Origin of the sequence: Frankia sp. AgPm24, assembly GCF_023243055.1 — a bacterium.
Taxonomy (GTDB): Bacteria; Actinomycetota; Actinomycetes; order Frankiales; family Frankiaceae; genus Frankia; species Frankia umida.
The window spans coordinates 1-19,893 of the sequence record NZ_JALKFW010000174.1; the positions used below are offsets into that span (position 1 = coordinate 1).

Genomic DNA, 19,893 nt, shown 5'->3' on the forward strand with positions numbered 1-19,893 from the left:
CGAGGAGCAGCCAGACCCGGAACCGGCAAGTAGCTAGTTTTCGAACAACACTGCCTCAAACAGCTTGACGGGTTCCGAGCACGGCGCCAAGGCGCAGCCTGGATCGACGGTCGGGGCCCACCCATCGCCGCACCTCCAGCCGTGAACCATCACGTTTTACCCCGGCCGGCTCGCCCCGCGGGCAGCCAGCCAGGGTACTCCCCCTACCATCTCGAACAATGGCCTCAGAGCTTCAGCCCACCGAACAGATCCGGGAGCGGCTGGCAGTTCGGATTACGACGCGGACGACGAAGCGGATCAATAAAAGCCGGCGGAACAAACGACGGACGACGATCCCCGTCGATCACAATCTTCCAATGCTCTCGATGCACCCGATCATGATGCTGATCGCAAAGCAACGTCAGATTATCCAATGCCGTCACACCCCCCACCTCCCACCCGATCACATGATGCGCCTCACACCACGAAGCCGGCCGATCACAATGCGGGAACGTGCATCCACCGTCCCGCTTCACCAACGCCGTACGAATCTTCGGCGGCACCACCCGCTTCGTACGACCCACATCCAACGGAACACCCTCCGGATCAAGAACGATCCGCGTCACCGCCGCGTCACATCCGAGCCGTTCCACCACCTCCCGCGGCAACGGCCCGCCCCACTGTGTCATCGCCGGCACGTTCCCACCACCGAACAACGTCTCCCAGCCGATCGTCACCTGCAGATGCGGCCGTGTCCCTCCCGCCGACGGACCGACATTCGCCGACAACCCCCGCCGCACGAACTCCACCAGAGCGTCCGCCCTTCGCCGCGACGCACCACGCGGATCCCGCATCCCGTCCTTCGCCGGCACCGGAGCCGACAACGCATCCACTGCCGCCCGCAGCAGCGCCGCACCCTCCGCGTCCAACTCCCCCCGAATCAGCGTCGTCCCACCCGCCGTATCGAAAAACGACAACGTACGAGCCGCCCGCGGATCCCGCCGTGCCCTCCTGGCCGCACCACCGGACCCGCCACCCTGACCAGCCTGACCGGACCCGCCGTTCTGATCTGACTCCCCGTCCCGACCAGAGCCACCGGACTCACCAGCCGGGCCGTCGGCCGCACCCCCGCCGGTCTGGCTTTCACCCGCGCCGGCCTTCCCCTTCACCTTGCCATCACCGCGGGAATGCTCACCCGTACGACCATCCTCATGAGGATCCGCACCGCCCGGCGACCTGTCCACCTGCGTCAGCTGCTCCAGAAGCACCAAGGCAGCCTTCTTCAACTGCTGACGATCCATCAGCATCCCCTGCTCCACCAGAAAATGCTCCACCTCCACCCGCTCCTGCGCCGACACCTCGGGAGGCAACGCCTCCATCGCCTCCACGATCACATGCGCATGACCCGCGGTGATCCGCGCCCCCGCCAGCGCCTCCCCCGTCACCAGATACGGACTCTCGAACAACTCCCGCGCCAGATTCACCATCCGATTAGCCTCAAACCGCGGTACCAACAACCGCGCCGCCAACCATCCCGCCAAATCCGATGCCCCCGCCTCCGACGCCAACCCCCGCGTCCCCGCCTCCACCAACACCCGACCCCGCAGCGCCGCCAACCGAGCCTCCACCTCATGCACCATCAACAAAACCTCCCGCAACTCCTCCAGCGACCATCGCCACACCTCCCCCACCACCAGATCCTCGACCGCCGACGACAAAACCCCCGCCAACGCTTCCGGATCCACCCACCCCCCAGAACCACCAGCACCACTCCCGCCGGAGACACCCTCGCGAAAATCATCACCAGACCAGTCAGGAACAGCACCAGAAGCAGCGCCTCCACCCTCATCCGAAACAGGCACCGAAGAACCAGGAGAAACCCCGGTATCCGCCTGCCAAGGCGAAACCGGAACGGAGCTGCCAGACGGCTCAAGGCCAGCAGAATCATCCGAGCGAAAGATCATGAAATGACCATATCCCACCCCGTCCCACATGTCGAACACCCATTCGAACCTGTGGATAACCAGTCCTGCGGTCGGCACCCAACCCAAACGGTCTAGAGAAGACCTGGCCATAGATAACCAAAGCGCTTCCAGCCGCCCGACCACTACCATCTACCACGATGGAACAAAAGCGCAGGTCGGGCTGCACCCGGTGATTCAAAATGCCCGACCAGGCGCCAGGGAGAGAAAGACGACCTTGGTGAACTGCACCCACCGCCGTCCCGCTGGGCAGCAGGCGTCGCGGGCGACGTAGCTCGGACACCGACCCGGAGCTGGGTAACAGTCCGTGACATCTGTGACAGTCAGGGCTCAGGCCCAGAAAGGAGTGCCGCGCAGAGCGCGGCCGTCCGCCAAGCTGACGAGCTACCGAGAACACCCACCCAAGGTCCGGCGAGCGGACTGCCTGCCGACCGGTCGCACGGTCAGACGAAGACGGACAGCACACATGGCGGTCTGGCCATACGGTGCAGGTCTGACGATGCGAGGTGAATGTGCATACGGAGCTGTACACCACAGTGGCGCAGGTCCTGCCGGTCTTCCTGCTCGCACTGATGTGGGACTCGGCCTACCTGGACCGTCTGCGCGCCCAGCATCGGCCACGCCGGGGCGGCCCGCAACCCGGCTACTTCTGGACGAAACCCCGGGTTCGGCTGTTCATCCTCGGCGTGACCGTCGCGGTGATGTGCACCGTGTTGCTGACCGTTCTCGTCCTCGCCGGCGCCGTGGCGGACAGCGCACCGGTACGCGCGGTGGTGGTTGGCGGGCTGGTGCTGGCGATGGCCGTCCTGGCCTTCCGCATCTGGGTGGATGTCCTCGCCGCCACCCGCCTCGAGCAGCCCGACGACAACAGCGGCAGCACCGGGTAGTAGCGGCCGTGACAGAGCGGCTCGGTACTACCCGAGGGCTGGGGATCGGGACAGGATGGGCGGGCAGCAGGCAGGTTGTGTGCGGACGGTGCCGACCCCCCAGCCGGTGCGGAGCGTCCCCGGTGCGCTTCGTCCCTTCCACGCGGGCGAATGCGCCAACCACTACCGGCCCGGTCCGCTGCCAGAGATCCAGCCGCTGCGGGATATCTACCGATCGCCCGGCACCGAGGACGCGGCCCTGCGGCTGCTGCGTGCCCGGTAACCCCGTTCCAGATACGCGACGAACTCACGGTCCTGCTCGACTTCCGCCGCCGGACCGGGACCGAAAACAGCGAGGGCACCATGACTGCGATACGATCTTCGGAATGAACCACAGCCCAGGGCCACGCCAACCCGCTGCCGATCTCGTTCCTGGTCAGCTGGAGTTCTTCGCCGTCGTCCTGGAAAGCGCTCAACTGACAGTCGTGCTCGACCGGGTACGTGCACAGCCGGCCGGCTTCGAGTTCGAGCTTTACGCCCTTGGCCCGTCAGAACTCCCGATAAAATCGGCCCACCTGGACGACACTCACGAGTCAGCGGAAGCGCCGAGCCAGTTTCCACCGACAGCACTCTCCGAGCGTGCACCTCTGGCGTTGCGGTATGAGGTCAGGATGCCTGGCCTGGACCCGGAGACAACATTTCCCCGGGTCCAGGTTCCCGCTCGTCGATCTTTGTCCGGCGAGACCACTGCCATTTTCTGGGTACGCCCGCTGCCACCGACTGGCGATGTCATCTTCCTGCTGACCTTCGATGAGCCGACCGGCACCGCCATCCTCTCCGGCGATGCGCTTCGCGAAGCTGCTGCCGCCGCTGGACCGCTTGGATCATCACGGTGCGAGCGACCACGGAACGATGTTACAAAGTGACAAAAATCGCCCCCCTTCCGTCGATACTCAACATGTGAGATCATACCGTTACCAAGAGGTGCAATACGGGACTTTTGGCCCTACCTGGATCGCCACCACTTCAGCACCTTTAGTGACACATCGCATGCGTGACAAAGCGAGTGGATCTGATAGATCACTTGATGTCCGCAGTCCGGAGGTGCTGACTCATGAACGTTTCACCGGGACGAACAGTCGCGCGGATAGGCGCTATCGGTACCGGAGTGGGGCTGGCGATGGGAAGTGCGGTTGCGGCTCAGGCCGCACCCTCTCCGATCGACCTGCGAGCAGCAGGCACGAACACCTACGGTCCGAATGGGGCAGCCACCGGTTCCACAGCTACCACAGCCGCAGCCGGGCCCTGGGTTTGCACGCTCACTCCGCTCAACCCCGTCCTGTCCTACGACGAGGTCAGGGGTGAGGCCACCCAGTACTGCACGGGCGACCTCACCGGTCAGGTACCGCGGGTATACGTCAAGCAGTGGAACGAAGCCATCGAACAGTGGCAGCGAGTCGGCTCGTACGGCTACGACACCGGAGGCCTGGGTTCAACCCAGGCAGACGCATATCACTACTGCTCGAACCTCTCCGTCAACAAGAAGTTCCGTACAGAAGCCGCCGGTACGGGTTCCGGCCCCTATGGAACCTCCACTGCCACCAACTACTCCAACGTAGTCAACTACAACTGCCTGTGACCCGATCGCCTGGATCGTCCGCGGCAGGTCAAGGGCATCAGCCGGAACCGGTTGACGATAGCATCGGGACGCCTTCTCTGATGATCCCGGGAGGAATTTCCTACCAGGCTGTGGTGGCCGAAGGAAAAGACATCACCATCGTGCTGGACGGCCTCCGAATATGGCCGCACATGTTTGACTTTCGGCTGCTCGCGTTCGGGGCCGGGGCGATCTTTCCCACGACACCGGAAGAGCTCGCGACACTGCGCTCAACCGGAACGCTGCGGGAGCAGCTGGAGCTACACCGACCCGAACCAGAACCGAAGATCACACTCTTCGAGTGCTCGGTCACGCTGACCGCGCTGCCTGCGGTGCCGTGCCGGGTGCGGCGGTTGGGTACACGGGCGATGTTCGGACGCATGCATGCCGACTACAGGGCTACCCCTTTGCCCACCAGGGGCGACGCGGTAGTAAAGGTCATCATGGCCGAGCTGCTCGGCACGGCGGTGCTTCCCGGCGACGACCTGCGCTCCGCGGCCACCCGCGCCCGGCCACCGAGGGTCTCGGGCCAGGCCGGACGCTGAGAACCTGCGCCGAACGCCCTTCCCCCTCGGACATTCGGGTCCGCCACACAACCCCGTTCGCCCGGCAGTCCGTTCGACTGACGGCCCCGTCCGCGAGGAGCCATGCTTACGGCTCTTTCGTCCGCACCTCGCGCGGCGAGCAGAGCCTCGGCACTGGCGAACCGTTCGACGTACTCCTGCGGATCCTTGCGGTCGATCGAGTAGTAGGCGTAGATGCTCTCAATCGGGTCGAAAAAACAGCCGACCTCATGCCACTGGTCCGCTTCGAGAGTGAGGACCGGGTAGGCCTTCGAGGTGACGGCGACGAACTCGCGTACGGAGAACTGCGGGTCAGGCACGCTCCACACCCCACAGCTCGGTATGAGCGGTGAGTGCCTGCGCTATACGCTCTCGCACCTCTCGGTCGAAGGCCGGGGTGGTCCAGTCGTCGCCGGCGAACTCCGTCCCGACCACGGCCGTGACCTCGTCCACCTGCTGGCCGCCGTAGAATATCCTGACCACGTAATAGCAGAGCTCGCGATACTGGTCGTAGCTGTCGAACACCGCCGTCCACGAGCGTTTCTCGTCGATGACGATGTTCGCTGCGAACTCAGGCCAGGAAAACGCCACCGCTCGCCTCCCCGCTGGTTGTGAGGAAGGTCAGCGACATCCAGGCGGTCAGCCTGCCGCGGCTCCCAGGTTCCGCCTCAGTATGCACCGGTGTGACCAACCTCGACCTGACGAAGCCGGCTAGAATTCGCTCCTCGGCGCCGTTCCCGACCTCCTGGAGTGTTCTCGTGACCGATCAGGACATCGCACGGCCCGTTCCCGGCCGATCGCGGGGATGGCCGATTCGGCGGTCCCTGGTCGGGCCGCTCGCGGTGGTTGTGGTCGTTCTGCTGGTCGCCATGGCGAGCCTCACCGGCTGGTACCGGGTCAGATTCCACGCCTGGCCGTGGCCGTCGAGCATGCCGGACCGGGTGTCGTACTGCGAACGCGGCTACACAGGTCCGGGCCAGCCACGCGCGTTGGCCGCAACCGAGGCGCAGGAGAGTCTGCCCATACGGCGCGTCGGCTATCACGGCCTGCGTCCGCTCGGACAGGAGATGTATGCCAACCCGCTCCCGGCGCGGACTCGGTGGCACCACGGAAGCAGCTCGTCGCTTCCGTGCGCCATGACCATGACGGTTTACCTACGTGACTCCGACGATCGGTACGTGCCCTACCTTCTCAGCGGAGGCCCGTGACCTACAGCTCGGGTTCTGTCGGTTGGCACGGAACTGGTCGATGAGCACAGTGAACTTCCCGTTGACGGCCTCCCGCCCGCCGGGCGTCGTGGACTACCGCGATCACCAGCGCGATACCCTGCCTGGTATCAGCTCGTCCCATGCCGTGCGCTCACGGAGGTCCCTCATGTCCGGGATGACGCCCACGTGGAGGGATGCGATCGCCTGCTCGCGGCCGAACAGGGCCCCTCGCCGAAGCCCGCGTCCGTGGGACCCGAGAGTGGAACTGACCAGGCGAGTGGAGTTCACCCGCTGTGCCGTGACGCCGCATCGCACCGCGTGAGCACCGTCGACCGGTGTCCCTGCGGCTCCCGCCGGGAGTACGCGCAGTGCTGCGAGCCGTTTCATCTCGGGAATCCGGCACCGACCGCCGAGGCGCTCATGCGCTCCCGCTACAGCGCCTTCGCCCGTGGCCTCGCGCCGTACCTGCTGCGCACCTGGCATCCCGCGACGCGCCCCCGCCGGCTGGACCTGGACGCCGATCTGACCTGGCGCGCCCTGCAGATCGTCGACACCGTGGACGGCGGACCAGGCGACGACTCCGGCGTCGTGGAGTTCCGCGCGGTCGCGCGCACGGCGAACGGCGAACGTCATATGCAGCATGAGCGCAGCACGTTCACCCGGATCGACGGCCGTTGGGTCTATGTGGATGCCGCGGCCGGACCCCTGCTCCACGACCAGTGATCCTGAGGCCATCCGGATTCCAGGGTCCGCATGATGTCGTGAAAATCCGTGATCCCAGGTGGCCCCGTGAACGCAGGAAAATCCTGCTATGGCTGGGGATCCTGGCGGTTGGCGCGGAACTGGTCGATGATCACGGTGAACTGGCCGTTGACCGTGACATCGGTGATGCCGGCGAACAAGGCACCGGTGCCGGGTAGGGAGACCACGGTGCGGACACAGATCACGAACGAGGCGCCCGGTTCGAGGGTTTCGGCGCCATCCCCGGGATTGCCGTCGCCGCAGTTCGTGCCGGTCGGGGCGAAACGGACCTGCGGCGTGTCGGAAACGCCCTGGTCTCGCAGGGCGAGTCCGGCGGCCAGGCGGGCACGGTTGACCCCCTGCGTCGCGCTGTCGGCGGTCGCGAAAGCGCGACCGGCCTCGCGGGCTGCCTGGGTCACACCGAAGGCGGAACGCTGCACCGAGAAGACACAGAGAAACAGATAGACGAAAGGTACGAGCAGCACGATCGACAGTCCCACGAACTCGATCATCGCGGAGCCCTCGTCAGCGGCTCCCCATCCCCGCACCCGCCTCCCGGCAGCGGCCCCCGGCCCCGCTCCTCGTCGCCGCCCCCAGACGGCGCCCCGGGCTCGCTCCTCCCTGACGTCTGCCTCCCCTGGCCGCCCCCAGAAAGCGGCAGCCAGCGCGGGACGGGCCCGGTCCATCGATCGCACCACGCGTCGCACCGGGCCGACCGTCGAACCCGAGCCGGACGTCGAACCCGAGCCGGACGTAGAACCGGGACCAGACGTCGAACCGGGACCGGACGTCAACCCCGGGCGGGCCGCAGGTGTCACGGCACCTCCTTGACGGCGTGGCCGGTGACCGTCAGCGTGACGCCGTCACCGAGGGGAACCAGGACGAGCGGGACAACCACCTTGCAGGTCACCTGGACGAGCGGGGTGGCGTCCGGGCCGTCGACGTCCACGCCCGTGCAGGTGGTGTCGGCTCGCCCGGGGATCGTCCGGGCGATGAGGGCCTGGGCGTACAGGCCGCCGTCCGCCGAGGTGACGCCGAGGTTGGCCGCGTGCCGGGCGCCCTCGGCCGCGTCGGCCGCGAGGGTGTTGCGGACGTAGAGGACCAGCCCGACCTGCAGAATCCCGAGGAACAGGAACAGCAGCAGTGTTCCCACCAGGATGAACTCCACCACCGAGGAGCCCTCGTCCGCTGGCAGATCCCCGGTGGCCGGCAGACCTCCTGTGACCGGTAGGCCTCCGGTGACGGTTAGGCCTCCGGTGACGGTTAGGCCTCCGGTAGCGGGCAGATTTCCGGTGGCTGGTAGACCTCCGGGGGTTTCGACGATCGCGGCCTGCTGATCGTCCACGACCGGTTCGTCGGTTGTACGCCTACTTGCCGCCGCCGCCACCACCGACTCCGGAGACCGAGTTGATGGCGGAGTTGAACAGGTTCTGCAGCGCGGGAGTCGCGAGCGTCGCGATCGCCACGACCAGCGCCGCCGTCATCACCGTGATCATCACCCAGCCGGGGACGTCACCCCGGTCGCGGTCATCGCCAGGACTGCCGCTGCCGTCGCGGGGGGTGGGGCCCGCGGCCCAGGCCAGCCACCGCGCGCTCAGGGCCCGTCCGGCCTGCCCGATACGCCGTCCCATGATCTCTCCTTCGCTGTTCGGTCCGAGACGGCGCGCCGCGGATCATCGGCGCGTCGTCTCGGGACCGTGTGTGGGCACCGCGTCGTGCCATGCCTGCGTGCCGTGCCAGTCGTGCGCGTGTGCGTGTGCGTGCGGCCGGTCGTGCGCGTGCGGCCGGTTCGAGTCGGTGCGCGACGTCCGACATGTGGGACTCGTGAAAGTCCGGTGTCGTTGCGCGCGCGGGGGAAGCCGCCAGGCGCTCGGCGTCGGTGCGACGGTCACTGGGCGATCACGGTGAAGCTCACCAGGGCGGGATAGAAGGCGAAGATCACCGTGGTGGGCAGGACGAGGAAGACGACCGGAATCATCATGGCGATCTCCTTGCGGCCGCCGGCTTCGAGCAGCTGGCGTTTGCCGGCCTCGCGGGCGTCCACGGCCTGCGCGCGCAGGATGTCGGCCAGGGGGGTGCCGCGTTCGATGGCGACGGCCATACCGTCGACGAAGCGGGTCAGCGGCGCCAGGGCGGTACGGGTGGCGATGCCTTCCAGAGCCTGGACGAGGGTGGCACCGGCTCGGGCGTCGGCGAGCGCCAGACGCAGTTCACGGCCCAGTTCGCCGTGGGTGAGGCGACCGACCCGCTCCAGGGCCCCGATCGCCGACTCACCGGCGGTGACGGCCAGGGCGAGCAGTTCGGCGATGGTGGGGAACTCCAGCAGCATCCGGTCCTCGCGGTCGGCGATCGTCCGGGTCAGCCAGTAGTCGCGTCCGACCACACCACCGGCGGCGCCGGCGACGACGAGGGCGACGCTGACCAGCGCGGGCGGGCCGATGCCGACGGTCGCGCGCAGCCCCAGCAGGAACGCCCCGAACAGCGCCCCGCAGGCCGCGCACACCACCTGCTGCGCGCGGAACTCCTCGATGCCGGTGCGCCCGCCGGCCTGGGTGAGCCGTCGTTGGAGTCCGGCCCGTCCGCCGAGGAAGCGGTCGAGGCGGCCGGCCACATCCGAGAGCAGCGGACGCAACAGCGCCTCGATGGCGACGAACCCCGGGCGGTTGGACGAGCGTGGCCGGTCGGCGAGCAGCCGCGACGGACGTGGGGTGTCCCGCAGGTACGGGTCGATCCGGTCGGCGAGCTGGATGCGCCGGGCCCGCGGCGACCGGTACACGATGATGACCAGGCCCAGCCCGAGCAGCAGGCCGAGCAACGCACCGGCGGCGACCATCGTCACGCTGCCACCCCTGTCACATCCGTCACGCCGATCAGACCCGCCACACCCGTCACACCCGTCACACCCGCCACGCCCGTCACACCCGTCACACCCGTCACCACAGTCGGAGCCGTCACCGCTGGCACGGGCGTCATCCCCAGCCCTCCCGTCCGGCTTCGGGACCGGGATGCGGGCTGTCCGGACCGAAGCCGGGATCCGCCACGCCACCCGGCCAGTCCAGGCCAGGCCCGCCGCCGTTCGGATCTGGCGGCCAGCCCATCGGCGGCGACCCGGACGACCCGGACGGGCCCGCCGAACCCGCCGTGCCAGCGGAGCCGGACGCGGTCGCCGTGGCGAGGGTGGGTTCCGGGTCGGTCGCGGGCAGCGCCGGCTGGGCACCGCCACGCAGCACACGGCCCTCCTCGGGGAGCCGTCCGATCCGGCGCATCAGGATGTAGGCCAGGCCGGACACCGCGCCGCCACCGACGAGGACCGCCACCCCGGTCGGACTGTCGTAGGCCTGCACGTTCTGCCCGCGGGTGGCGAGCAGCAGCAGCACGATCCAGGGGGCGGCGAGGGCGAGCCGGGCGGCGTTGACGGTCCAGCCCTGGCGGGTCTCGAGTTCGGCACGGGTGCGGGCATCCTCGCGCAGGAACGTCGACAGGGTGCGCAGCAGACGACCGAGGTCGGTGCCGCCGACCTCGCGGGCCATCCGCAGCGACTCGATGATCCGGTCGGCGATGGGGTCGGCGAGCTCCTCGGCGAGGCGATCCAGGCAGGTCGTGAAGGAGCCGGTGGCACCGTAGTCCTCACCGAACCGGGTGAACGCCGGCCGTAGCTGCACCGGACCGCGCACGCCGACCGCGGCGAGCCCCTCGGGCAGGGACATGCCGGCACGGACGGCGCTGGCGAGGTTGTCGACGACGTCCGGCCACAGTTCGCGCAGGTCGTGCATCCGGGTATTCCGGCGACGCACCACCAGGGTGCGCGGGATCATGGCGGCGAACAGCGCGAACGCGCCGGCCAGCGACAGGGTGCCGGTCAGCGCCAGCACCACCAGTCCGACCAGAGCACCAAGCCCGGCGCTGATCGCGACGAACTGGCGCGGGCCGAGACCGCGGATTCCCGCCTGGGCCAGCAGTTCGGCGGTGTTGTGCTCCCAGCGCGCCACCGCCACCGCGAGCGCACCGCCACCGCGTACACCGGACGACCGACCGCTGGTGACGATCAGAAACAGGCCCAGCCCGCACAGCAGACCGAGAAAGATGCCCATCTAGCCCTCCACCGCGATCTCGGACCAGCCATCACCGGTCGACTGCCGCCACCCGGACGGCACGTGCTGGGACGTCGGTGGGTGCTGGGACGTCGGTGAGTACGGCACCGACGGCGCGGGCGGTGGCATCGGCGGCGGCTGGCGCGTCGGCGGGGACGGCGGAAGCTGCGGGGACGGCGGGAGCTGCGGGGACGGCGGGAGCTGCGGGGACGGCGGGAGCTGCGGGGTCGGCGGGAGCTGCGGGGTCGGCGGCAGCGGTGGCTGGACCGGCGGCATCCGCTGGGCCGGGGAGGGGTCCAACGGGTGCGGCCCCGACGGATGCGGCGGTGGCGCGGGTGGACCGGGCGGCGCGGGTGGGGGCGGGGGCTGGTAGCGCCGCTGCTGGTACTGCTGGTGGCCGCGCTGGTGCTGGTCGTGGTCGCCGTGGGAGAGCAGGCTCGGCAGGTCGTAGCCGGCGCGGGCGAAGCGCTCGACGTGCGGCGGGTAGCCGTCCGCGCGGACCAGGCCGTCGGCCCGGGTGCGGTAGATCTGGGCGATCTCCACGATGTCGCCTTCCGCCCGGCCGGGCAGCGCGACGATCTCGGTGACCCGGCGCCGGCCGCTGATGTCCTTGGCGAGATGAACGACGAGGTCGACGCTGGCGGCGACGGTCGGCACGACGAAGGCGTGGCTGACGTTCTCCCCGGCCAGCAATGGCAGGGTGCACAGCTTCGTGACCGCCTCGCGGGCGGAGTTCGCGTGCAGGCTGCACATACCGGGCAGGCCGGAGTTCAGCGCGATGAGCAGGTCGAGTGCCTCCTCCTGGCGGACCTCGCCGACGAGCAGGCGGTCGGGGCGCATCCGCAGCGCCTCCTTGACCAGCCGGCGCAGCCGGATCTCGCCGCTGCCCTCGAGGTTGGCCTGGCGGGTCTGCATGGCCACCCAGTCGGGGGAGCGCAGTTTGAGCTCGAAGACCTCCTCGCAGGAGATCACTCGTTCCCGGGCCGGGATGGCTGATCCGAGACAGTTGAGCATGGTCGTCTTGCCGGCCTGGGTGCCGCCGGCCACGATGATGTTGAGCCCGGCGACGACCGAGGCCTCGAGGAACGCGGCGGCGGCGGCGGTGATCGTGCCGAGACCGACCACCTCGTCCAGGCTCGCGGCGCTGAGCACGAACTTGCGGATGTTGATCGACCAGTGCACCCGGGTCACATCCGGGATGACGACGTGCAGGCGGGAGCCGTCCGGAAGCATGGCGTCGACGAACGGGGTGGACAGGTCCACCCGTCGGCCGGACGATTTCAGCATTCGTTCGACCAGGTCCTGAACCTGATCGGCGGTGAGAATCGTGGTCGTGAGCTCGCTGCGACCATGCCGGGCGATAAATACCCGGCCCGGCTCGTTGATCCAGATCTCCTCGATGGTCGGATCGTCGAGATGGCGCTGCAACGGGCCGAAGCCAGCGACCGCGTCGTAGACCAGGCGGGCGGTGAGATCCCGGTCGGCGACCGGTGGAAGGTCGCTGACCAGGACTCGTTCCTCGTAGTCCGCCAGCACCTCGTGCACGAGATTGCGCACCAGCGCCGGATCGCGCACCGGGTCCAGGGAACGCCGACGGACGAGTTCACGCACCTCGTCCTCGACATGGGAGGTGGCGTCCATCCACCCGTTGCGTGCCACCGCCACGAAAACCGCTGCTCCTCCGGCCGTGTCTCTTCCGCCGCCCGCCACGCGACCAATAGCTACGAAGCGTAGAAAGAGGGTCACCGCCAATCAAGCCCCGAACTTCGGGACAGACGCATCAACGTTCGCACAACCTCGTAGCGACCCTCAGGCCGGGTAGGACACAACAGGCTCACGGAGCGCACAGCAGCCGACCTTGACTGCCCCGATGATTACTCTCCGCATCAATTTTGCGGTCACGGTTAGGTACGGAACGGGGCAGGACCGTCGCTGAACGCACACGTCGGGTGCACACGACAGCGCACGGAGCGCCCCGGAAACGCCCGTGGGACTACGGCCTCGAATCCGCTCGGAGGCGATAGCCTCGCAGCGTTCCCTAATCCGCACACCCGTCGTGTCACATTCCGTCCGCTGGATCGACCGGTAGAGACTCCCCCACCCTGCCGATCTCATCCGACAGACGGTCCACACCTGCCTCGGGGGTCACTTCCGTGTCCGGTCAGCCATCGCCATCTGGGCTCGCCCGCCGTCCGCGAGATGCTCGTCGGACCGCTGTAACGGTGCGGGCGGATCGCATCCGCCCGGGCACGACCGCCGGACCGAAAGGTGCGGGGCGATGAATCAGAATCCGGAACCGGAACCGTCCGACAGGTTTACCAAAACCGCCTGGGAAATGTTCTGGCGAATTGTCGAGAACTGCCCGATCGCGGTATTCGCAACGGATGCGACGGGCCGACTGGTCTTCGTGAACGAGACCTGGTCGACGCTCACCGGGCTCCCCCGCCACCACGCCGTCGGACTGCGCCTGGACGAAATCCTCCAGCCGGAGGACGTCGCCACTGTCAGCAACCACTGGCAACGGCTGATCACCCATGGTGATGCGTTCTCGGTCCGGATTCGGCTGGCCGACGCCGACGAGCCGACCCGTCCGGCCGCGATCCTGCACACCGTCGAATCGACCTCGGGCGACGGCACCCGCCGATTCGTCGGCACGCTCACCCCCGCGCCGCCCATCGCGCTCGACCCGATACAGCTGGACCCGGCGCTGCTGGACCCCGAACTCCTCGACCCCAGCCGCTTCGACTTCCGCCCGCTGGGCGTCGATCCGCGGGGTGTCGATCCGCGGGGCGTCGATCCGCGGGGCGTCGATCCCACCGAGTCCATCAGGGCCGAGCCCATGGACGTCGGGCCGCTGGGTCTCGGGCCGCTGGACCATGATCTGCTGGGCCACGGGCCCTTCGGTGACCTCGGGCCGTTCGCCGAGGACCAGTCCTTCGACCCAGACCCCTCGTTCGACCACGGCACGTTCGATTCCAGCGCCTTCGAACCGGGCTCGTTCGATGGGCGGACGTTCCAGCAGCGTCCGTTCGAGCGTGGCGCCTTCGACCAGGAGCTGTTCGGCGACCCGTTCGACGAGGCCGCCCGGGCTCTCGGCGCGGCGGACAGGCCCGAGGACGGACCGACACGCTACGAGAATCCGCCGCGTCACGAGGATCCGACCGATCGTCGCGACGGCCACCCGCTCGGCCATTCCGCCAACCATCCGGCCGGCCGCCGACTGCCCGACCCCGCCACGGGCCAGGGCTCTGCCGCGGGTCAGGGTCCGGCCGCGGGTCAGGGTCCGGCCGCGGGTCAGGGTCCGGCCGCGGGCTCCGACCAGGAAACCGGTGCGGACCGTGGAACCGGCGCGGACCGTGGCCTGGCCGGTGACCCGGAGCGGCGCTGGAACGTTCCGCTGCCGCGTCGTCCGATGCCCGGCGAACCCACACCCGGACGGCAGGCGCCGTGGGGAGCGGTGGAGGAGCGTCCGCCGACATACCCGCGCGGTGCGCTGCCACCCGGCGCGGAATGGCGGGCCGCCGTCGTCCTGCACCGGGACGAGGAGGCCGACCTGCACCCGGATGACATCGGACGGATCAGGTCCGCGCACCACCACGACGGCTGCGGCTGCATGTTCGCGGAGATGCGCCGCATCGAGGATGCCTGCCGGGATCGCGAACGGTGGCTGACCACGTTGCTCGCGGAGCTCACCACCGCCGTGCTGATCGCTGACCGGGACTGCGCCGTCGTCGCCGTCAACCAGCTGTACTGCGACCTGTTCGACCTGGCCGAGTCGCCCGTCGACCTGGTCGGCACCGACTGCCGCCGGCATCTGCGGCCGCGGGCCGGACTCGTCGACGACCCCTCCGGTTTCGCCGCCCGCCTCGACACGTTGCTACGCCGGCGTCGGACCCTGCGCCGCGAGCCGGTGATGTTCGCCGACGGACGCTTCTTCGAGCGCAGCCACATCACCCTGGCCGCGGGTGACGGCTACCGCGGCCATCTGTGGCTCTACAGCGACGTGACCGATCGCCGCATCCTCGAGGCGGAGATCGAAGGCCTCATCTCCGGGCTGTGACGCCCCTGTGCACCCGTGCCGGCGGACGGCACACTACGGCGGTCTCAGACGCCGCCGTAGTGGCGGACCTGGAGGTCCTGGGCCTGGCCGACCCAGTCGTCGGAGATGATCCGGTCGCCGAAACCGTCCAGCATGCGCGCCAGCCGCTCGACGTCGGTGTCGCCCATCTCGGCGAGCTGCCCGAAGGTCGTGATGCCCAGTGTCCGCAGCCGGGACTCGATCACCGGGCCGACCCCGACGATCTCCTTGAGGTTGTCCCCGCCGACAGCGGACGGGTCAAGCAGCCCGTTCCACCGCGGGGAGGACTCCATCACCACCTGGCCGCCGGCGGTCTGCTCGCCGGTGGCCCCACGCCGGACCCCGGGCGAGGTCGCGAGCCCCGCCGGGCCACGTAGCGGCGCCCCGGCCACCGCTGACGGCCGTTCCTTGGTCACCGCCCCCACCGGACGAACCCGCGCCACCGGAACCTCGACCGCCGTCTCGACGTCCACCACCTCGACATCCGCCAGCACCTCGACATCCGCCAGCACCTCGACATCCGCCGTGGCATCGACGTCCGCCAGCGGATCGACCGTGGCCGCCTGCGGCGGAACCGCCCGCGGCGCCACGTCCGCCGCTGTCTCGACGCCGGTCGGCGGTTCGAGACCCACCGCCGACTCCGAGCGGGCGATACGGTTCAGCAACCGCTGCCGCTCGACCGCCCATTCGGCCTGGTGTCGGTCAAGCCGGGTGCTCAGGGTGGCCACCTGGCGCTGGGCGTCCTCCGCCTCGGTGCGGGACATCGCCAGCCGGGAGGAGAACTTCGCGGCCCGCCCTTCGGCCTCGTCCAACTGCTGACGAAGGTGTTCGGCCGCCTGAACGAGCTCGGCGACGGTTGGCCCACTCGGTGGTGCGACCCGCTCCGGCGCCCCGTCGAGGGCGTCATCGGCCCCGTCGGACGCGACCCCGGCCTCGGTCACGGTCCCAGCCGCGATCGCGACCCCGGGCTCGATCGCGGCGTCGTCATCGATCTCGACCGAGGACGGTCCGGCCTCGGACACCGGACGGGTGACCGCTTCCACCCGGGCCCGCAACGCGGCGTCGATCTCCTCGACCCGGGCGCTCGCCGTGACGGCGTGCCGCTCGGCGGCGGAGGTCCGCTGCTCGGCCTCGGCCGCCCGCTGCTCGGCCACCGCCAGTCGGGCCGTGAGATCGGCTCGCTCCAACGCGGCGTCGTCGCGTTGCCGGCGCAGCAGATCGACGAGTTCGGCCACCGGCTCCACCGCCCGCACCATGTGCAGCGGCATTGTGATCGGCCCGGTGGTGGCCAGCTCGGCACCCACAGCCGGCCTGCCAGCGCCCCACTCGCCCCCGGCCGGCTCGCCCTCAGCCGGCTCGCCCTCAGCCGGCTCGCCCTCAGCCGGCTCCGCCTCGGCCACACCGGGCTCGGCCATATCGGGCTCGGCCAGGAGTCGCTCGCTCATGGCGGGTTCGGGTGCGACCGGGTCGTCATGGACTGGCCCGCTTGCCACCGGTGCGCCCACCACCGGTTCAGCCGGGACGGGCTCGGCCAGGGCGGGTGCAGCCGCCAGAGCGGGTTCGGTCGGGACGGGCTCGGCTGGCGTGGCGGGGGTCGTGGACGTCCCGGCCGGCTCGTTCGCGGATCCGGCGACCGGACGGCCGATCGCGACCACCGGCTCGTCCCGGGAGGTGCTGGAGACCAGCCCGGGCCGGGTGGCGTCGGTCGCGTCCGTGATGGCGGTGGTGCCCGGCCGCTGGGCCGCGCGTTCGGTCCGGATCTGCCGGCGCAACGGGGCGATCAGGAACACCCACGCCAGCGCCGCGCCGATGACCATCGCCACCAGCACGTACGCCAGGATCTGCCCGGCGAGGTACAGCATGGGCTGTCAGCCTCCCTACCGCGGTGGGTCGTTCGAGATCCACACCCGTGCGACGGGAGCCGGCATCTCGCGACGAGGAATGTCAACAGGAACAAGGGGGTCTCACCGCCACCACCGCCCGGATCAGGATCCGAGCGGACGGGAGCGGCGCTATCCCCATTATTCGCAACAGCCGACGTGGACCGCGCCCCGGGGAGCCCCAACCGTTGTCACCCGCACCGGTAAGCGCACGAGGATTCCGATCCGTGCCGGACCGTCCGGTATGTGTGCCGACCCGGCGCGCGACGCGTGCACATCCGGATGCCGGCCGCCATCCCGGGCGCGCGGCGATCAGGCCGGGTGGCCGATCCGCGACGCGCGGTGCTCAGAGCAGGTCGGGGAGTTCCTGGGGGGCGAACCAGAGCAGTTCGAAGCCCTCGGCGCTGTCCACGGTGAAGGCCGCGTCCGTACCACCGAGGTCGGCCTCGAGGATCTGGTCGGCGGCATCGCGGACCGCGGCGAGCGCCTCCTCGTCGCCACCGTCGTCCACATGGATGGCCTCGATCGCCGACCACGGCACCGGGAAGTCGAGTTCGACGGCGCCGCGGTCCAGGTCGTCACGCACCCGGACCTGGCCGTCGGCGAGTTCGGCGACGAACACCAGCCGCCGGCGGGGGGCCCGCGGATCGGCGTCGAGCAGGCGCAGGCTGGCCCGGGCCGCGTCATGCAGGACGGCGTACTCCAGCTCCTCCTCCGACTCCGACTGGGCGTACCACTCACGCAGGGCGGGGGTCACCGCGTAGCCGGTGCCGGCGGGGACCTCCCCGGACTCCCACACCGGGCGGGCTGCGGCGAGGGTCGAAGGCAGGTAGACGCGCACGGCACCAGTCTGCCAACCGGCCACCACCAGATGACGCGGCGGGTCGCCGGACGGCTCCGGTTCGGCTGCCATGGCCAGGCCCGCTCAGCCGGCGAGCCCGAGGCCCACCGGCGGATCGTCGCGTCGTTCGGGCTGGGCCAGCCCGTCGGCTGACGGGGTGCGGTGCGGCGGCGGCGAGGTGCGGTGCGGTGACGGGGTGCGGCGGGGGGGCGGGGTGGCGCGGTGGCGGGTCCGGGTGGTCGCTCGCAGGAAGTCGGTGGTGGTGCTCAGGCTGGTCTCGAAGACCTCGGCACGGCGGGTGAGATCCATCAGGTTGCCACCCATCGCCATCAGGTCGTCCGGCCCGGGGCAGATGACGGTGACCCGGGTGCCCACTCCCTCGAGCAGGGCGACCTCGCGCAGCAGGCGGCGGGTCGCGGCGCGGCGCACCTGCCGTTCGACCAGCGCGACCGCCCCGCGGGGCCGGTCGGTGGCCAGCGAACAGGCCGGGGCGACGACGACGACCTCGTCCAACCCGGCGTCGACGAGCAGATCGACCGATGTCGGCGAGCGTGTCCCACCGTCGACGAAACGCTGGCCGTTGACCTCGATCGGGGCGTACCAGCCCGGAATGGCGCAGGAGGCCATCACCGCGTCCGGCAGGCTCATCCGCGGCGCCTCGGGGGAACCGAACAGCACCCGGTCGCCGGTGTCGAAGTTCATCGCCACGATGCGCAGCGCGGGTCGGTCGGGCCAGTGGTTCGGGTCCACGCCGGCACGTCCCATCCCGGCCAGGACCAGGTCACCCACCGCGGAGATCTTGCCGCGTCCCTGCGGCAGCAGCGCGGCCAGGGTGACCATCGGGGTGGCGTGCCGGGGGTGCAGGGCACTCGCCGTGAGCAGCCGTGGCGAGCCCATCCGCATCTTCGGCCTGGGCGGCAGGGACGCTCCGAGATCCCGGTAGTCCAGGATCGGATCGCCCGACTCGTGGATGCCGCGCTCCGAGTTCGCCATCGCCTCGACGCTGATCCCGAGCCCGAGCAGGGAAGCCACCACGGAGCCGGCGGAGGTGCCGACCACCAGATCACTTCGCGCGAGATCGCGACCGGTCTCGGTCTCGACGGCGCACAGCGCGCCGATCATCCAGGCGGAGCCGAGGACTCCGCCCGCGCCGAGAACCAGGCCTCGACGCACCGTCCGCCTTCTGCTCATCGTCCACCTCCTGGCGCGGCACCCTGACCGGCGCCCAGGAGGGTGGGATACCCCGTTGCGGGGCTCCTGCCGCCCCCGGAACACCGGGGTGTCGTTCTGGCCGCCCGGCCCCGCCCAGCCGGGGCGGCCCCGCGCGCGAAGGTGGCGCGGTCAGGGCCGTCAGGCCGGGCCGGAACGGACCGGGACGTCTACTCCGGCGGTTCTTCGCTCTCCTCCGGAAAACTCGTCTCCAGCACGCCCCAGTTGCGTAGCCGCTCGGCGAAATCCTGCGGTGTGGTGTCGTGCAGCAGGGCCAACGCCCGAACGTCACCGTCACGGATGGACAGCACCCGCCCGGCGTAGTCGTCACGCTGGCGCTGGATCTGCGCCACCCAGCGCCGGACCAGAGCGGACGTGTCCGGTGGGGCCTCGCTGAGTTTCTCGAGGTTGAGCACCGTTCGGGGACGACGCTCCCGCGGCGGCAACTGATCCTCGCTGGGCAGCAGCGCCGACACCGGCACTCCGTAGAACCCAGCCAGCTCGGACAGTTGATGCACGCTGATCATGCGGTCGCCGCGTTCGTAGGAACCGACCGCGGCGGTCTTCCAGCGGCCCCGCGACTTCTGTTCCACCCCCTGTAGCGACAGACCCTGCTGGATCCGAATAGCTCGCAGGCGGGCGCCCACTGCCTTCGCATACTCCCGGCTCATCCGACACACCCCCAGCCGTCTCGCCCGAGCATCCCTGCGCCGGCACGGTTCGCCGGCGCGGCTGCGCCCACGAACCGGAGGGCACCTTCTCGGCATGCTCACACTAACGTAACGTCGCCAAAGTGAG

At 69.7% G+C, this 19,893-nt stretch carries 17 protein-coding genes and 2 pseudogenes; 7 read left to right on the forward strand and 12 right to left on the reverse strand.

Annotated features, from left to right (window positions below; translation table 11 throughout):
• Window positions 1-224 precede the first annotated feature (224 nt).
• Complete coding sequence (locus MXD61_RS11465) at window positions 225-1,973, reverse strand: HNH endonuclease signature motif containing protein (RefSeq protein ID WP_248812851.1); 1,749 nt, start codon at window positions 1,971-1,973, stop codon at window positions 225-227.
• 494 nt (window positions 1,974-2,467) lie between these two features.
• Between MXD61_RS11465 and MXD61_RS11470 the strand changes: the two genes are divergently transcribed.
• The 5 genes from MXD61_RS11470 (at window position 2,468) to MXD61_RS11490 (ending at window position 5,029) form a co-directional block, all read left to right on the forward strand.
• Window positions 2,468-2,848: a hypothetical protein gene (locus MXD61_RS11470; RefSeq protein WP_248812824.1), complete on the forward strand. Its 381-nt coding sequence runs from the start codon at window positions 2,468-2,470 to the stop codon at window positions 2,846-2,848.
• A gap of 79 nt (window positions 2,849-2,927) precedes the next feature.
• Window positions 2,928-3,110: a hypothetical protein gene (locus MXD61_RS11475; protein ID WP_248812825.1), complete on the forward strand. Its 183-nt coding sequence runs from the start codon at window positions 2,928-2,930 to the stop codon at window positions 3,108-3,110.
• Window positions 3,111-3,213: 103 nt separating this feature from the next.
• A complete protein-coding gene (locus MXD61_RS11480; protein WP_248812826.1) occupies window positions 3,214-3,753 on the forward strand; it encodes a hypothetical protein in 540 nt (179 codons plus the stop codon).
• A 188-nt stretch (window positions 3,754-3,941) separates the two neighbouring features.
• Window positions 3,942-4,466 (forward strand): hypothetical protein, encoded by a 525-nt coding sequence (locus MXD61_RS11485; protein ID WP_248812828.1) that lies wholly within the window; start codon window positions 3,942-3,944, stop codon window positions 4,464-4,466.
• Window positions 4,467-4,636: 170 nt separating this feature from the next.
• Window positions 4,637-5,029: a hypothetical protein gene (locus tag MXD61_RS11490; RefSeq protein WP_248812829.1), complete on the forward strand. Its 393-nt coding sequence runs from the start codon at window positions 4,637-4,639 to the stop codon at window positions 5,027-5,029.
• Between the two features lie 330 nt (window positions 5,030-5,359).
• Here the strand turns inward: MXD61_RS11490 and MXD61_RS11495 are convergent, their stop codons facing one another.
• A complete protein-coding gene (locus MXD61_RS11495; protein ID WP_248812830.1) occupies window positions 5,360-5,638 on the reverse strand; it encodes a hypothetical protein in 279 nt (92 codons plus the stop codon).
• A gap of 935 nt (window positions 5,639-6,573) precedes the next feature.
• Here MXD61_RS11495 and MXD61_RS11500 point away from each other — a divergent pair.
• The gene (locus tag MXD61_RS11500) at window positions 6,574-6,978 is read left to right on the forward strand and encodes a YchJ family metal-binding protein (RefSeq protein ID WP_248812831.1); all 405 of its coding nucleotides are present in this window, start codon (window positions 6,574-6,576) and stop codon (window positions 6,976-6,978) included.
• Window positions 6,979-7,064: 86 nt separating this feature from the next.
• Here MXD61_RS11500 and MXD61_RS11505 read toward each other — a convergent pair whose 3' ends face one another.
• The 6 genes and pseudogenes from MXD61_RS11505 to MXD61_RS11530 all read right to left on the reverse strand — a co-directional run.
• Window positions 7,065-7,508 carry a hypothetical protein gene (locus MXD61_RS11505; protein WP_248812832.1) on the reverse strand — a complete coding sequence of 148 codons (444 nt, stop codon included), beginning with the start codon at window positions 7,506-7,508 and terminating at the stop codon, window positions 7,065-7,067.
• A 302-nt stretch (window positions 7,509-7,810) separates the two neighbouring features.
• Complete coding sequence (locus MXD61_RS11510; protein WP_248812852.1) at window positions 7,811-8,209, reverse strand: TadE/TadG family type IV pilus assembly protein; 399 nt, start codon at window positions 8,207-8,209, stop codon at window positions 7,811-7,813.
• Between the two features lie 154 nt (window positions 8,210-8,363).
• Window positions 8,364-8,627 carry a hypothetical protein gene (locus MXD61_RS11515; RefSeq protein WP_248812833.1) on the reverse strand — a complete coding sequence of 88 codons (264 nt, stop codon included), beginning with the start codon at window positions 8,625-8,627 and terminating at the stop codon, window positions 8,364-8,366.
• A gap of 257 nt (window positions 8,628-8,884) precedes the next feature.
• A complete protein-coding gene (locus tag MXD61_RS11520; protein WP_248812834.1) occupies window positions 8,885-9,835 on the reverse strand; it encodes a type II secretion system F family protein in 951 nt (316 codons plus the stop codon).
• Window positions 9,836-10,217: 382 nt separating this feature from the next.
• Window positions 10,218-11,087: pseudogene (locus MXD61_RS11525) on the reverse strand (type II secretion system F family protein); the annotation flags it as partial.
• A gap of 399 nt (window positions 11,088-11,486) precedes the next feature.
• Window positions 11,487-12,728 (reverse strand): annotated as a pseudogene (locus tag MXD61_RS11530) (CpaF family protein); the annotation flags it as partial.
• Window positions 12,729-13,422: 694 nt separating this feature from the next.
• Between MXD61_RS11530 and MXD61_RS11535 the strand changes: the two are divergent.
• A complete protein-coding gene (locus tag MXD61_RS11535) occupies window positions 13,423-15,147 on the forward strand; it encodes a PAS domain-containing protein (RefSeq protein WP_248812836.1) in 1,725 nt (574 codons plus the stop codon).
• Between the two features lie 44 nt (window positions 15,148-15,191).
• On the opposite strand, the gene MXD61_RS11540 is transcribed toward MXD61_RS11535, so the two are convergent.
• From MXD61_RS11540 to MXD61_RS11555, 4 genes are all read right to left on the reverse strand, one after another.
• Window positions 15,192-17,027: a hypothetical protein gene (locus MXD61_RS11540; protein ID WP_248812837.1), complete on the reverse strand. Its 1,836-nt coding sequence runs from the start codon at window positions 17,025-17,027 to the stop codon at window positions 15,192-15,194.
• 364 nt (window positions 17,028-17,391) lie between these two features.
• Entirely contained in the window at window positions 17,392-17,886 is a 495-nt protein-coding gene (locus MXD61_RS11545; protein ID WP_248812854.1) for a hypothetical protein, read from the reverse strand.
• An 84-nt stretch (window positions 17,887-17,970) separates the two neighbouring features.
• Entirely contained in the window at window positions 17,971-19,077 is a 1,107-nt protein-coding gene (locus MXD61_RS11550) for a patatin-like phospholipase family protein (RefSeq protein WP_248812838.1), read from the reverse strand.
• A 188-nt stretch (window positions 19,078-19,265) separates the two neighbouring features.
• Window positions 19,266-19,766, reverse strand: a complete 501-nt coding sequence (locus MXD61_RS11555; RefSeq protein ID WP_163550775.1) for a transcriptional regulator — start codon at window positions 19,764-19,766, stop codon at window positions 19,266-19,268.
• Between the last annotated feature and the right edge of the window lie 127 nt (window positions 19,767-19,893).

Coding starts and splice junctions, on each gene's coding strand:
- MXD61_RS11465 (WP_248812851.1), bottom strand. CDS start 1,973: ATGTGGGACGGGGTGGGATATGGTCATTTCATGATCTTTCGCTCGGAT.
- MXD61_RS11480 (WP_248812826.1), top strand. CDS start 3,214: ATGAACCACAGCCCAGGGCCACGCCAACCCGCTGCCGATCTCGTTCCT.
- MXD61_RS11485 (WP_248812828.1), top strand. CDS start 3,942: ATGAACGTTTCACCGGGACGAACAGTCGCGCGGATAGGCGCTATCGGT.
- MXD61_RS11490 (WP_248812829.1), top strand. CDS start 4,637: ATGTTTGACTTTCGGCTGCTCGCGTTCGGGGCCGGGGCGATCTTTCCC.
- MXD61_RS11505 (WP_248812832.1), bottom strand. CDS start 7,508: ATGATCGAGTTCGTGGGACTGTCGATCGTGCTGCTCGTACCTTTCGTC.
- MXD61_RS11515 (WP_248812833.1), bottom strand. CDS start 8,627: ATGGGACGGCGTATCGGGCAGGCCGGACGGGCCCTGAGCGCGCGGTGG.
- MXD61_RS11535 (WP_248812836.1), top strand. CDS start 13,423: ATGTTCTGGCGAATTGTCGAGAACTGCCCGATCGCGGTATTCGCAACG.
- MXD61_RS11540 (WP_248812837.1), bottom strand. CDS start 17,027: ATGCTGTACCTCGCCGGGCAGATCCTGGCGTACGTGCTGGTGGCGATG.
- MXD61_RS11550 (WP_248812838.1), bottom strand. CDS start 19,077: ATGAGCAGAAGGCGGACGGTGCGTCGAGGCCTGGTTCTCGGCGCGGGC.
- MXD61_RS11555 (WP_163550775.1), bottom strand. CDS start 19,766: ATGAGCCGGGAGTATGCGAAGGCAGTGGGCGCCCGCCTGCGAGCTATT.